This is a genomic window from Pseudoalteromonas sp. MB41 (genome assembly GCF_020966275.1).
Taxonomy (GTDB): Bacteria; Pseudomonadota; Gammaproteobacteria; order Enterobacterales; family Alteromonadaceae; genus Pseudoalteromonas; species Pseudoalteromonas lipolytica.
Genome location: NZ_JAJJZF010000006.1, coordinates 80,024 through 93,729, shown reverse-complemented (window position 1 = coordinate 93,729; position 13,706 = coordinate 80,024). Strand labels below are relative to the sequence as shown.

At 42.4% G+C, this 13,706-nt stretch carries 14 protein-coding genes; 8 read left to right on the top strand and 6 right to left on the bottom strand.

Annotation, left to right across the window (positions count from 1 at the left end):
- The first annotated feature begins 205 nt into the window (after positions 1–205).
- From LPA49_RS08780 to LPA49_RS08760, 5 genes are all read left to right on the top strand, one after another.
- Positions 206–2,020: an assimilatory sulfite reductase (NADPH) flavoprotein subunit gene (locus LPA49_RS08780; protein WP_036974194.1), complete on the top strand. Its 1,815-nt coding sequence runs from the start codon at positions 206–208 to the stop codon at positions 2,018–2,020.
- A 49-nt stretch (positions 2,021–2,069) separates the two neighbouring features.
- Positions 2,070–3,767, top strand: coding sequence for an assimilatory sulfite reductase (NADPH) hemoprotein subunit (cysI, locus tag LPA49_RS08775; RefSeq protein WP_036974192.1), 1,698 nt, complete (start codon positions 2,070–2,072; stop codon positions 3,765–3,767).
- Positions 3,768–3,805: 38 nt separating this feature from the next.
- Positions 3,806–4,546 carry a phosphoadenylyl-sulfate reductase gene (locus LPA49_RS08770; RefSeq protein WP_036974190.1) on the top strand — a complete coding sequence of 247 codons (741 nt, stop codon included), beginning with the start codon at positions 3,806–3,808 and terminating at the stop codon, positions 4,544–4,546.
- Between the two features lie 100 nt (positions 4,547–4,646).
- Positions 4,647–5,369, top strand: a complete 723-nt coding sequence (locus LPA49_RS08765) for an ABC transporter substrate-binding protein (RefSeq protein ID WP_081759807.1) — start codon at positions 4,647–4,649, stop codon at positions 5,367–5,369.
- Positions 5,370–5,384: 15 nt separating this feature from the next.
- Positions 5,385–5,900 carry a DUF4124 domain-containing protein gene (locus LPA49_RS08760; protein ID WP_081759806.1) on the top strand — a complete coding sequence of 172 codons (516 nt, stop codon included), beginning with the start codon at positions 5,385–5,387 and terminating at the stop codon, positions 5,898–5,900.
- Here LPA49_RS08760 and LPA49_RS08755 read toward each other — a convergent pair.
- The 5 genes from LPA49_RS08755 to LPA49_RS08735 form a co-directional block, all read right to left on the bottom strand.
- Positions 5,897–6,142 (bottom strand): hypothetical protein, encoded by a 246-nt coding sequence (locus LPA49_RS08755; protein WP_036974184.1) that lies wholly within the window; start codon positions 6,140–6,142, stop codon positions 5,897–5,899. The genes LPA49_RS08760 and LPA49_RS08755 overlap by 4 nt on opposite strands.
- A gap of 84 nt (positions 6,143–6,226) precedes the next feature.
- The gene (locus LPA49_RS08750; protein WP_230236393.1) at positions 6,227–7,114 is read right to left on the bottom strand and encodes a DUF4097 domain-containing protein; all 888 of its coding nucleotides are present in this window, start codon (positions 7,112–7,114) and stop codon (positions 6,227–6,229) included.
- Positions 7,115–7,301: 187 nt separating this feature from the next.
- Complete coding sequence (gene acnA, locus LPA49_RS08745) at positions 7,302–10,052, bottom strand: aconitate hydratase AcnA (protein WP_230236391.1); 2,751 nt, start codon at positions 10,050–10,052, stop codon at positions 7,302–7,304.
- 208 nt (positions 10,053–10,260) lie between these two features.
- The gene (locus LPA49_RS08740) at positions 10,261–10,680 is read right to left on the bottom strand and encodes a hypothetical protein (RefSeq protein ID WP_230236389.1); all 420 of its coding nucleotides are present in this window, start codon (positions 10,678–10,680) and stop codon (positions 10,261–10,263) included.
- Between the two features lie 63 nt (positions 10,681–10,743).
- Complete coding sequence (locus LPA49_RS08735; protein WP_036974175.1) at positions 10,744–11,124, bottom strand: RNA-binding S4 domain-containing protein; 381 nt, start codon at positions 11,122–11,124, stop codon at positions 10,744–10,746.
- 236 nt (positions 11,125–11,360) lie between these two features.
- On the opposite strand from LPA49_RS08735, the gene LPA49_RS08730 reads away from it, so the two are divergent.
- The 3 genes from LPA49_RS08730 to LPA49_RS08720 all read left to right on the top strand — a co-directional run bounded on the left by LPA49_RS08730 (position 11,361) and on the right by LPA49_RS08720 (position 13,245).
- Positions 11,361–11,648: a hypothetical protein gene (locus LPA49_RS08730; RefSeq protein ID WP_065978927.1), complete on the top strand. Its 288-nt coding sequence runs from the start codon at positions 11,361–11,363 to the stop codon at positions 11,646–11,648.
- A gap of 57 nt (positions 11,649–11,705) precedes the next feature.
- Positions 11,706–12,368 carry a hypothetical protein gene (locus LPA49_RS08725; RefSeq protein ID WP_036974172.1) on the top strand — a complete coding sequence of 221 codons (663 nt, stop codon included), beginning with the start codon at positions 11,706–11,708 and terminating at the stop codon, positions 12,366–12,368.
- 67 nt (positions 12,369–12,435) lie between these two features.
- Positions 12,436–13,245 carry an arylamine N-acetyltransferase gene (locus tag LPA49_RS08720; RefSeq protein WP_074989651.1) on the top strand — a complete coding sequence of 270 codons (810 nt, stop codon included), beginning with the start codon at positions 12,436–12,438 and terminating at the stop codon, positions 13,243–13,245.
- Here LPA49_RS08720 and LPA49_RS08715 read toward each other — a convergent pair.
- The gene (locus LPA49_RS08715; protein ID WP_036974168.1) at positions 13,234–13,692 is read right to left on the bottom strand and encodes a cyclic nucleotide-binding domain-containing protein; all 459 of its coding nucleotides are present in this window, start codon (positions 13,690–13,692) and stop codon (positions 13,234–13,236) included. The genes LPA49_RS08720 and LPA49_RS08715 overlap by 12 nt on opposite strands.
- Between the last annotated feature and the right edge of the window lie 14 nt (positions 13,693–13,706).

Below are 13,706 nucleotides of genomic sequence, written 5' to 3'. Positions count from 1 at the left end.
TAGTAAATATGAAAATTAATAACTAAATGGAATATCAAAGCAGATTCTATTCTTTTTTAATCGCGCGAGACCTCGTTATTCTTCACGCTCAGATAAACTTTTAAAAAGCATCGTTTGAGCTCTTTTAAAGTCGAAAAAATTGTTAGTGAAATGCCAGTAGCAAGGGGTTTCGCAGTTAACTTTCAGGGTTACGAGGAATAAATTCATGTTGTTGAGTCAACTAAATGCAGCGGCGAGCCCGCTATCGCAAGAGCAAGTACAAAAGCTGCAAGGCTTAGTGGCTGAACTTAATCCAATTCAGCAAGCGTGGGTAAGTGGTTACTTAGCTGCAAGTGCTAATGCGGGTGCATTAACAGGGGGCGTTGCTGCGGCTCCTGCTGCAGGCGATGCTGCACCACTCACTATTTTATACGGCTCACAAACAGGCAACGCCAAAGGTGTTGCAAGCAAATTAAAAGAGCAAGCTGAATCACGTGGATTAGCAGTAAAACTAGTCAATATGGCAGACTACAAGCCTACAGCCCTGAAAAAAGAAAAATTTATCACTGTTGTGGTATCAACATACGGTGAAGGTGAGCCACCTGAAGATGCAGAAAGCTTACATGAATTCTTAACCACCAAAAAAGCACCTAAATTAGATGGTGTAAAGGTAGCAGTAATTGGTTTAGGTGATTCAAGCTACGAATTCTTCTGCCAAACAGCAAAAGATTTTGAAGAGCGCTTCAATAAACTAGGTGCAGAAACTATTTTCCAACGCGCAGACTTAGACGTTGATTACGATGACGAAGCTGCAAAATGGATAGACGGTGCGCTTGATGCATTTGAACCCGACCTAAAAGCACAGCAACAAACAAGCGGTGGTCAAGTGGTGGCAATGCCATTTGGTGCAGCAGCACCAGCAGCAAGTCAATACACCAAACAAAACCCGTTTGCCGCTGAGCTTAGTGTGGTACAAAAGATCACAGGCCGTGATTCAACGAAAGATGTACGTCATGTTGAGATTTCTCTAGAAGGTTCTGATATTACCTATACACCGGGTGATTCGTTGGGTGTGTACTTCTTAAATGACGAAGCGCTTGTTGATGAAGTACTTGCGCTTACACAAATCGATGCATCGAGCACGGTTAAACTAGGCGACGAAACGCTAAGCGTACGTGATGCACTGATTGAAAAGTTAGAATTAACGCAGTCTTACCCTGGCTTTGTTGAAAAATACGCAACAGCAACGGGTAACCCTGAATTATTAAAGCTTGTTGAAGATAAAGCGGCTATGCGTGAGTACATTGAGCCTCGCCAAATCTTCGATATTATTCGTCAAAACCCAGCAAAGCTTGACGCACAAACGTTAGTAGATTGCTTACGCAAACTACAAGCGCGTTTATATTCGATTGCATCGAGCCAAGCCGAAGTTGAAGAAGAAGTGCACTTAACGGTTGGTCTGGTTGAGTTTGACGCATTTGGCAGCGAGCACTTAGGGGGCTGTTCTGGTTATTTAGCGCGTCGAGCTGAAGAAGGCTGTAAGGTAAAAGTATTCAGTGAGCATAACGACAACTTCCGCTTACCAGTAAGCGACGAAACGCCCATTATTATGGTGGGTCCGGGTACCGGTATTGCGCCATTCCGTGCGTTTTTACAAGAACGAGACGCCCGTGAAGCAAGTGGTAAAAACTGGCTATTCTTTGGTAACCCACACTTTACGCAAGACTTCTTGTATCAAGTAGAAATTCAAGGCTACTTAAAGTCAGGCTTACTCACTAAAGTGGATGTGGCATTTAGCCGTGACCAAGCGGAAAAAGTTTATGTTCAAGACAAACTACGTAAAAACAGCAAAGAGGTGTTTGCGTGGTTAGAAGCCGGAGCACACATCTATATTTGTGGTGATGCTAATCGTATGGCGAAAGATGTGCACCACGCACTGGTTGACATCATCAAAGAAAACAGCGGCAAAGATGATGAGCAAGCTGAGCAATACTTAAAAGATTTACGTAGCGCCAATCGCTATCAGAAAGACGTGTATTAAACACGTTTAAAAGCTAACAGCCGTCACCGTAACAAATTTAGGAAATACCATGAGCGAACAAGACAAAAACGTAAAGCTTTCTGATAACGAGCGTTTGAAAAGAGAAAGTAACTTTTTACGTGGCACCATTGCACAAGATTTAAAAGATGAAATCACCGGTGGTTTTACCGCTGATAACTTCCAGTTGATCCGTTTCCACGGCATGTACCAGCAAGATGACCGCGATATTCGCGCTGAACGTGCTAAACAAAAGCTAGAGCCGTTACATAATGTTATGTTACGTGCGCGTATGCCAGGCGGTATCATCAAGCCTGAACAATGGTTAGCGATTGATAAATTCGCCGACGAGAAAACCAGCTACGGCAGTATTCGTTTAACCACGCGTCAAACGTTCCAGTTCCATGGCGTGCTTAAGCCCAATATTAAAGGCATGCACCAAATGCTTGATAGCGTGGGGATTGACTCAATTGCGACCGCGGGCGATGTGAACCGAAATGTACTGTGTACGACGAACCCAGTTGAGTCAGAGCTTCATCAAGAAGCGTACGAGTGGGCCGCGAAGATTTCTGAGCATTTATTACCAAAAACCAAGGCTTATGCTGAGATTTGGTTAGATGGCGAAAAGAGCGAAACCACCGAAGAGCCCATTTTAGGCTCAACGTACTTACCACGTAAGTTTAAAACGACGGTAACGATTCCACCGAATAACGAAGTGGATGTACACGCCAATGATTTAAACTTTGTGGCAATTGCAGAAAACGGCAAATTAGTTGGCTTTAACGTGTTAGTGGGGGGTGGTCTTGCGATGACTCACGGTGATACAGCTACGTATCCACGTAAAGCAGATGACTTTGGTTTTATTCCACTTGAACACACATTGAAAATTGCTGAGCACGTGGTGTCTGTTCAACGTGATTGGGGTAACCGTTCAAACCGTAAAAATGCAAAAACCAAATACACATTAGACCGTGTAGGTTCGGATGTATTTAAAGCGGAAGTTGAAAAGCGTGCTGGTGTTAAATTCGAAGATAGTCGTCCGTACGAGTTTACGCATCGTGGTGACCGTATTGGCTGGGTAGAAGGCATTGATGGTAAGCACCATTTAACGCTGTTTATTCAAAGTGGCCGTATTTTAGATTACCCAGATAAACCACTCAAAACGGGATGCCGTAAAATTGCTGAAATTCACCAAGGTGATTTCCGTATGACGGCAAACCAAAACCTGATCATTGCTGGCGTACCCGCTGATCAAAAAGCCGTTATCGAAGAGATTGCTCGTAATCATGGTTTAATTGATGACAGCCATACTGAGCAACGTAAAAACTCAATGGCGTGTGTGGCATTACCAACGTGTCCGTTAGCGATGGCAGAAGCTGAGCGTTACTTACCAAGCTTAATTGAGAAAACAGAAGCGCTCTTAGCGAAACACGGTATGGGTGATGACAACATTATTATGCGTGTTGTGGGTTGCCCGAATGGCTGTGGCCGCGCGATGTTGGCAGAAGCAGGGCTTGTTGGTAAAGGCCCGGGTAAATACAACGTGTACTTAGGTGGTAACCGTGAAGGCACGCGTATTCCTAAATTGTATTTAGAAAATGTTGGCGAAGATGTCTACCTAGATGCATTCGATAAGCTCATAGGCCAATGGGCGAGTGAGCGTAATGACGGTGAATGTTTTGGTGATTTTGTTATTCGCAAAGGCATTGTTGCTGAAGTCAAAGTTTCAGTAACCGATTTTCACGCATAATTTTAAAAGCGATACCGCTTTAAGGTTTGGAATTAACCATGAGTGAATTTAAAAACATCTTAACGATGAGCAAAGAAGACCAAACAGCCATGCTGGCTGATATTAACGGTCTTCTTGCTGAAAAAAGCGCTGAGGAGCGTGTTGCGTGGGCACTTGAAAACTTACCAAGTACACACTTTTTATCGTCTAGCTTTGGTATACAAGCCGCTGTGATGCTACACCTTGTGACATCGCAGCAGCCAGATATTCCTGTGGTACTGACTGATACTGGTTATTTGTTCCCAGAGACATATCAGTTTATTGAACACATGACAGAACGGTTATCGCTGAATCTTAAAGTGTACAAGTCTGAGCTCAGCCCTGCGTGGCAGGAAGCGAAGTTTGGTAAGCTTTGGGAGCAAGGAGAGGCGGGTATTAAGCAGTACAATCAGCTTAATAAAGTTGAGCCAATGACCCGCGCATTGAATGAGCTTAATGCGGGTACATGGTTCAGTGGCCTTCGTCGAGACCAATCATCGTCGCGTGCTGATAAACAAATAGTTGAAATTAGCCGTGGTACAGTGAAAGTATATCCACTGATAGAGTGGAATAATCGCGATATCTATCAGTACCTAACGAAACATGATTTGCCGTACCATCCGCTTTGGGAGCAAGGCTATGTGTCAATGGGTGATGTGCATACAACACGTAAACTCGAACCCGGTATGACTGAAGAAGAGACTCGTTTCTTTGGGTTAAACCGTGAGTGTGGTTTACACATTGATGGTGACGGTATTTAGTCCTAATTTCCTATCAGAAAATTCATAAAGCGCGACATCGGTTGCGCTTTTTTTATACCAAAAATGTATAGTCCATGGCTCAATCGAGTGAGAGAAAATCATGAGCCGTTTAGTTATATTATTCTTGTTGTTTAGTCCATTGTGTTTAGCCGATACGCTTCGTATAGGATTGCCTGATAGCGATTATCCTCCTTATCATTTTATGGCCGGTAAAGAAGAGGGGATTGTGAGCGATTTACTGAACCGTTTTGCAAAACAATATGGAGTGAGTATTGATTACTTTTATGTGCCAGAGAAACGTTCACAAAAAATGCTTGATGAAGGGTTACTTGATGGTCGAATCGAGTCTGTAGAGTGGTATGTTGGACAGAATCAATACTATTGGAGTGATGCGCTCGCGGTGGTAGAAGATGTATTGGTCATGCCAAGTGGCTGCCATATTCCTATGATTGAACAGCTTGCCGGGTATGTGCTTATGGCGCGTTATGGCTACACCTATCCCCAGTTTGAACACTTATTTCAATCGGGTGATATGCACAGAGAGAATTTTTACTCAGAATTTGAAATGCTACTTGCCTTAATGGATTGGGAGCATAACCAACGCGTCGCAGTGATTTCTCGGGATGCCTTAACGTGGTATGTTGCTCGCAATAATGATTTTAAAAAGTTCACTGTGAGTGATTACTCTGTAGGCAAAGCGCCATTACAGTTACAGTTTGCGTTTGATGAACGTGGTAAAGAGACCAGCAAACAATTTAATGACTTTCTGAAAAATCTCAAATCATCAGGAGAGTTTGCTAAGATAATGAATAACTACCAATAACGGATAAATTGGATCATGAAGCGATTTTGCTATCTTGCAGTAATGCTATTACTGACCAGTATTGTGCTGCTATTTTATATAAAAAAGCCCGATGGTCAGCCTTACTTATCGCTCAGCATGTTGCAACGTTATTCACAACAAGTAAGTCATGATGTCACTCAAAGCGCGTCACAAAATGTTGAGTCGTGGGGTGTTAAAGCCGAGCAGCTTTTAAAGCAATTTAGCGAGCCTGATAATGGTCATGCAGCTGTTGTGGTTTATAAATGGCAAGATGAGCAGGGACAGTGGCATTTTGCAGATACACCTCACCCACAATATGCGAGTACGTTGGTGACGTTAGACTCGCGAGAAATCACGGTGTTACCCGCAGAGAGTTTTCAAGCAGACCCCGAAAGCAAGTTAACTGAGACACAGGTTAAATCAGCTGCAGATTCGAATTTATACGACCCTAAAAAAATACAACAACTCATACAAGATGCTGAGCAAATAAAGCTGCAAATTGAGCAACGTAATAAGCAATTAGAACACTAAACGTGCGTGTTTTTTGTGGTTAATTCGCTTTCAAGCTTCATTAAAAGAATGGTTAAATAAATCTTTGTCGGTAATGAAAATAACACGCCTACCGCGATACAAGCCGCACTGATCATAATGCCGTGTACACCTAGGCTTTCATCTAAATAGTTACTTGCTAACAGCGAGTGGCCTAAAATAATTAAGCAAATACCTAATATAATAAATACCTTAAGGGTTCTTATAATATTTTTTTCTGTCATTTTAAGCACCAACATTTAAAGGCGTAATTAAAGTGTAGGTGCTATCTGACTTAGACGGTTTGTTTTAAATCAAGTAATGATTGGTTACTTATTAAGCTTTACTGGGCCGTTAATATTGTCAATACTTAAGTCGCCAGAACCAGCCTCAATAATAGTGAGTCCAAGGGTATCATTGACATAAATACTGCCAGAGCCATCGGTGATGGTAACGAGCCCTTTTATGTGTCTTACATCTATATCACCAGAGCCGTCTTCGATAGTGAGCGCACCACCTAATGTTTTAACGCTAATACTACCTGATTCATCAATGATACGTGCTGGGCCTTGGCTATTCTCGATGCGAATATCTCCAGAGTCATCTTCAATATCAATACGGCCTTGGCCTTGGTCTATTATAATTGAGCCAGAATCGTCTTCTATGTTGATATTGCCGCTTACATTACTAATGTGAATGTCGCCAGAGTCATCATCAAGACGAATATTGCGACCTCCTTCAATCACAATGGATCCTGAGTCATCATCAATACTGATATCGCTTTGCATAGCACGTATGACGATATCACCTGAATCATCATCAATATCAAGTTTAAGCTGTGCTGGCACAGATACGATTAAATCGATATGAGGTGATGAGCCACTGTAAAACGACACGCTACCATTATTGAGCTTACTGATAAGCTCAACTGTGTCGCCGTGTTTTTCAAGTGTTAGCGTATAGGTTTCATCGCCTTTAGCCGCATAGATATTGGCATTCACTGTGATAGCTGTGGCATTGCTGTCGCCTTTGATGATCAGTGAGCCTGCTTCGGCATCGATTCTTAACTGGTTTACATTTGCAGCCGAAACGCGTAAGTCTTGTTGTTTTTGTTCAGCAAACTGATCCGCAGATACATGAATAACACAGCCGGTTAATAATAAGCTCGATGAGATGGCAGTTGCGCACATCGGGCGTTTGAATGATGCAATAGTCATATGGATTCTAAAATTATTGTGATTTTTATCTGGTTAGCATTTGCAAATTATGATCCAAGTTTAACATGCTGATTTTTATGTGCTTTTCATTTTTTGTAACTAAGTGTGCTGGTCTAAACTGCAATTTATTGGTGTTTTAAACAAAAAAGGGGCTGAAATCTCAGCCCCTTAGTTAACTTAAAAGTGATTACTGCTCAGCCAGCATATTACGAAGTACATACTGTAAAATGCCGCCGTGTTTGTAGTAATCCCACTCTTTGGGTGTATCAATTCGCACATCAACACTAAAGCTAACTTGCTTACCTTCGCTGTTAGTTGCAATTACGCTGACTTCATTGGTTTTGTCGTATAAGCCTTCAAAATCAAAGGATTCTTGACCAGTCAAACCAAGCGATTCATAACTTTCACCCTCTTTAAATTGAAGCGGTAATACGCCCATACCAATCAGGTTAGAGCGGTGAATACGCTCATAGCTTTGCGCTATGACTGCTTTTACACCCAGTAATAAAGAGCCTTTTGCTGCCCAGTCACGTGATGAACCGGTCCCATACTCTGCACCAGCCAAAATAATCAATGGGGTACCGTCTTGTTGATACTGCATGGCCGCATCAAAAATGCTGGCAAGTTCATCTGTTGGTTGTATGCGTGTGACACCCCCTTCAGTGCCAGCAGCAAGTAAGTTTCTTAATCGTACATTGGCGAAGGTGCCGCGCATCATGACTTCATGATTGCCTCGACGAGAGCCATACGAGTTAAATTGTGCTTTTTCTACACCATGTTCTTGTAAGTACAAGCCAGCAGGAGCATCGGCTTTAATCGCCCCCGCAGGTGATATATGGTCGGTGGTGACTGAGTCGCCAAGTTTTGCTAAACAACGTGCTCCACTGATCGTGGGGATACCGGGCGGTTCTATTTCCATGCCATCAAAGAATGGCGCTTTTTTAATGTAGGTTGATGCGTCATCCCAGTCATAAAGCTTACCTTCAGGGATTTGGATTTTTTGCCAGCGATCATCACCTTGATAAACATTACCGTAGCTCGATGCAAACATCTCTTTGGTGACGGTATCACGCACTAACTCACTCACCTCACTCACACTTGGCCAAATGTTCTTTAGATAAATGTCGTTACCATTGGGGTCTTGTGCCAAGGGTTCATTGTATACATCAATGTCGGTGCGTCCCGCGATAGCGTAGGCCACAACAAGCGGAGGTGATGCTAAAAAGTTCATTTTTACATCTTGGTGGATACGGCCTTCAAAGTTTCGATTGCCCGATAAAATAGAGCTTACAACAAGTTTGTGCTTTTGAATTGCTTCACTTATTTCATCAGCGAGCGGGCCTGAATTACCAATGCACGTGGTACAGCCATAACCCACAAGGTTAAACCCAAGCGCGTCTAAATCATCCATTAAATTCGCTTTTTTCAAGTAATCAGTGACCACTTGAGAACCTGGCGCGAGTGATGTTTTAACCCACGGTTTTACTTTCAACCCTAGCTGTTTGGCTTTTTTAGCAACTAAACCCGCCGCCAGAATAACGCTCGGATTTGACGTGTTTGTACAGCTTGTTATTGCTGCAATGACACACGCACCGTCTTTTAACTCAAACTCTTCGCCTTTAAAGTTAACTTTGGCTGCGCCCATATATTGCGCTTCGTTAACAGGATCATCCGGATTTGTTGTCGGACCTTCATCTTCGATACGTGCTTCTTGAGTATCACTTTTATCACGCTGTTGCATGCGCTCATTTTGGAAAGCTCTTAAGTGTTCCCCAATCACCTCGCCTGCTTTATCAAGGGCAATACGGTCTTGCGGACGTTTGGGACCAGCAAGGCTAGGCACTACATCATCTAAAGACAGCTCTAATGTGTCGGTGTAATGTGCTTCGTCGCCTGGGTTTCGCCACAGTCCTTGGTGTTTGGCGTAGTCTTCGATTAGCTTCAGTTGTTTTTCATCGCGATTTGTTAAACGCAGGTAATTAATCGTTTCATCATCAATCGGGAAAATACCGCATGTTGCACCATACTCAGGTGCCATGTTTGCGATGGTAGCGCGGTCTGCAAGTGGTAAGTCAGCAAGGCCATCCCCATAAAACTCAACAAATTTACCCACGACACCATGTTTTCGCAGTATTTCGGTTACTGTGAGCACTAAATCTGTGGCGGTTGTGCCTTCGGGCAAGCGACCATTGAGCTTAAAACCAACCACTTGTGGAATTAGCAAGCTGATGGGCTGACCAAGCATGGCCGCTTCGGCTTCTATGCCACCGACACCCCAACCAAGTACGCCTAAGCCGTTAATCATTGTGGTATGCGAATCTGTGCCGACTAGGGTATCTGGATAAGCGAGGGATTGACCATTTTTTTGATCGTTAAACACCACACGGGCCAAATACTCTAAATTAACTTGGTGTACAATACCGGTTGCGGGTGGCACCACTTTAAGGTTATCAAAGGCTGTTTGTCCCCAACGTAAAAATTCGTAACGTTCTTTATTTCGTTCATATTCGAGCTTGGCGTTTAAGTCGAACGAGCCATCTTCGCCATAACCATCAACTTGTACAGAGTGGTCTATTACGAGTTCCGCAGGTGACAGTGGATTAATTTTAGCGGGGTCTCCGCCAAGTTTTTCCATGGCGTCGCGCATTGCGGCTAAATCAACAATCGCAGGGACACCTGTAAAGTCTTGCATCACCACGCGCGCAGGCGTAAAGGCAACTTCGGCGGAGGGTTTTGCTTGTGGATCCCAGTTTAGAAGTGCGTCTATATCTTGCTTTTTAATGTTTACGCCATCTTCGTTGCGTAATAGATTTTCTAACAATATTTTTAATGAGAAAGGCAGGCGTTTGGCTTTGTCACCAAGACCTTGTAAAGAGTGGATATGATATTGCTCACCATTGATCGTAAGCTGTTTTTGGGTATCAAAACTGTTATTCATTATTTGCCCCTGTGGTTTACGCAAGCAATGCTCGCTTTTTATGTTTCCTTTACGAGATATCTGCAAACTTAATACCAGCTATTAAAATTCACCGTGCTGATGAAAAAATATGCTATCTAATTATAGTTGATGCCGATGCAATTTATTTCAAGGGGAGAGAGCAATAAAAGAGCAGTAATTAGACAGCAGCTCATAACATAGACTGACGTTAAGTTAGCCAATGCTGCTGTTTTGCGTGATGGCTAACAAGCAACAATAATAAGCCAATTACAATCACGCAAAATGGCATTGCCAAAGCACTAAAACCAAAGAGGGCGAGGCTATCGATTACGATAAAGTTGTAATACTGCTGGACTAACACAGCGACAAACGAAATAAGAAACAACTCTCTCGCGAGGGCTTTTTTAGCAAGCAATAAAATGCTTGCTAAGCAGGCTGAAAACACCGCTATCGCAAAGGCAAGCGTTGACCACAGCGGGATATCACGGTATGCGGCTTGTTGATCGAGTGGTAATTGGTCAATCATCTCTGGGGTAATGAGTAGCTGCATAATAAGTGCAATTACCCCGAGTAGATTCCAAACTAATGCGGCCCATGCAAGTGGTTTGAGCCAAGCGGGAGAAGTCATAAATCACCTTTACATTGTTATTATCAAGCACAATTAAAGGGGATAAATATTAACTAAGCAAGGCTAACCAAAAGAAATAGGGCGACGACCTGTTTTTTCGTCTACTTTAGGCTTTTTAGTGCGCTTACGTTTTTTGGCTGTTGATGCGCTGCTCTCTTGCGGGGCGTTCTGTCGTTGTTGCTCAGGTTGTTTTTCTGGGCGAGGGTTCGGTATTGCATCCTCACTTAAGGTTAATTGAAATTGCTCACCATCAAACGAAAGTACGTCGCCACTGTATAATTTTTTCCGTTTTATTGTACAAATTTCATAGTTAACTCCAACATAACCTTCACCGATTAAGGTCTTTGCTTGGCCACCTGTCTCAACTAAATCGAGCACTTTAAGTAAGTTACATAACTCTATTGGCTCTTCTTCAAGCTCAATTTCGATGAAATCTTCGTTCATGTTGGTCTCTCATAATTTAATCGCAGCCATTATAAAGCCTAGCACTGGATTGAACCAAGGTTAAATTTTTAAGCGCTTCACATACTTAAAAAATGAGCACAAAAAATAATGACGTATTTTGCAGAGTCGTAAGAAAACTGCAGTATTTCATAAGTACACTGCGCGCGTCTCGATATGGTGCGCTACTTGCTAAATGCAACGTCGTTTTATTTATTATTCGTTCAGGAGAAGTAGTCATGGGCGTTAGGTCAGTACTGAAAAAAGAACTAATGGGGTTAGACGATACATCGTTACTTGCAGCAGATGATGTGCGTGCATTATTAACCCAAACAATGAAAGCGCAGCCTGATAAATCAGAACAAGGCTTTGCATTAATTTCGCGTTTTAATGATAACCACAGCCAGCTTGCCTATGGAGAGGAGAGTAAAGAAGAGTTACTTGAGTATCAGGTTCACCGCTTATTTAAAGATATTCTTTACACTCGACGCAGTGTTGATAAATGGCTAAGTCACCATTTAAATTAGTTGATTAATCAGTTTTCCTCCAATAGACTACACTTGTAATCTATTGGAGGGAATAGTATGAACAGGATGTATATTTGGTGTGTGCTGCTATTGTTAGTTGGTTGCCAACAGCCAACTGTTTATGTTTATACAGAAAACTTAGACGCACAGCAGCAAGCTCAGCTCGATTTAGCCTTAAGTGCTCAGCGTTTACCTTATAAATACACGCAACTGAGTGTGCCGCGAGAGTTTGGCGACGCGACTTTGATGTTATCCGAAGATAAAATTTTGACTGAACAGACTGAGATCTTAGCTGGCATCATGCAGCGACTGGGTTATCAGCCTGAGATTAAATACACCACCGCCGCAAATCACTTTTACAATCATGGCAATATTGGCTTTTACTTAAAAGCACCGAGTGAGGAGGATGAAATTTCTCTGCCTAATCGTGTTTTCACAACACACTGCGATGAGGATAAGTTTAATGGACTGATGGTGACATTTACCGAGAAGCACGCCGAGTTTGTGCTTCCTGGCGGGACCCCAGTATCACTTAAGTGGGATTATCTGTACGGTTATCTGGTTATTTATTATAAAAACTATTCACAGACCTACAGCCATTCAACACCCTATGTAAGTACACCTTTTGGTGAAAAGCCAACAGATACCTATCGATATACTATTAGGGTTAATCAGCCTAGTTGGTTAAATTGCTCGTTGCAAATAGTCTATATGGACTAAAAAATCTTTACCTCAACTAAACTTGAGGTTTTAGCATGGCTGTCATCATTACTTATAAGGACATGCCATGCAAAACTACATTAAACATTATCTAAATTCTTTGGCTATTGATTACATTAATGAAGACAGAAATCTTGCATTGATTGAGCGTTTACAAGCGGCGCATTTAGCTCGCTATAGTTTCAGCAGTGTCAATGCATTACAGGCTAAATCACTGAGCCTTGATGACGATAAAGTGTTTTCACGTTTAATTAATTTACAAGAAGGAGGTTATTGCTTTGAACATAACAAGATCTTCTTTCTTGCGTTGGTCGCACTCGGTTTTGATGTTGAAATACTCATAGCGCGGGTGATGCTTAACGGCCGTGAAGAAAACCCTCGCTCGCACCGATTAACAAAATTGACACTCGAGGGTAAACACTATTTGCTCGATGTTGGCTTTGGGGTAAGTACACCGGTAATCGCATTGCCAATTGATCAGTCGTCACGAGTCAGTGAAGGTGTGAACTTATATGAAATTAGCCGACGTGACAGGCTAATTGATGTGAGGCAAGTTTTACCAAATGCTCAGCATTTATACCGCGTTGAACTGGCTCAATTCTATGAGAGTGATTGCGAAATCGCTCATTTCTATAGTCATCACCATCCAGACGCTGCATTTGTTAACAACCTTGTTGTATCTCGTATTGAAAAGGGTGAACGCTGGCTTATTCGAAATAATCTACTGCATTATTGGCACGAAACATCAGCAGTTCATACGCAACAGGTTATTCAATCACGTGAGCAATTACATACATTACTTACAGACACATTTCTTTTAAATGTAAGCAAAGCAACGTCTACATGGTTAATGGAGCGCTATGTACTAGCCGCGTGATTCGAGGAAGTTACTCAGTTTAATAATACGCTCACTCATGCCTTCGATGATGCGGTCTTTAATTTTTTCGCGTATCACGTTAGGCAAACGGGTGAGGGCTTCCGGTGTGATTGCCAGTAAAATAGTATCCACTTTAGCGCGGGCGCTAGTACTGCGCTCGCGATTATTGATAAATGCGCCTTCACCAATAAACTCACCCGGTTCAATGGTGCCGAGCTCAAGCAAATGGCTTTGCTTAAAGATGATTAATGAACCACTCAAAACAATATAGAGTCGCTTGTCATTATCAAACTGTTTAAATACAGCTCGACCTTGTTGTACTAAATACAAATGGCTGAAAGATTCTAATAACACCTGTCGTTCACTCAGGGTAAACTCCCGAAAGAACGCCAATCGGTTAATAATTTCCATCTGCTTAATAAGCGGAATATGTTCGATTAACTTCATTACTTACATCGTTT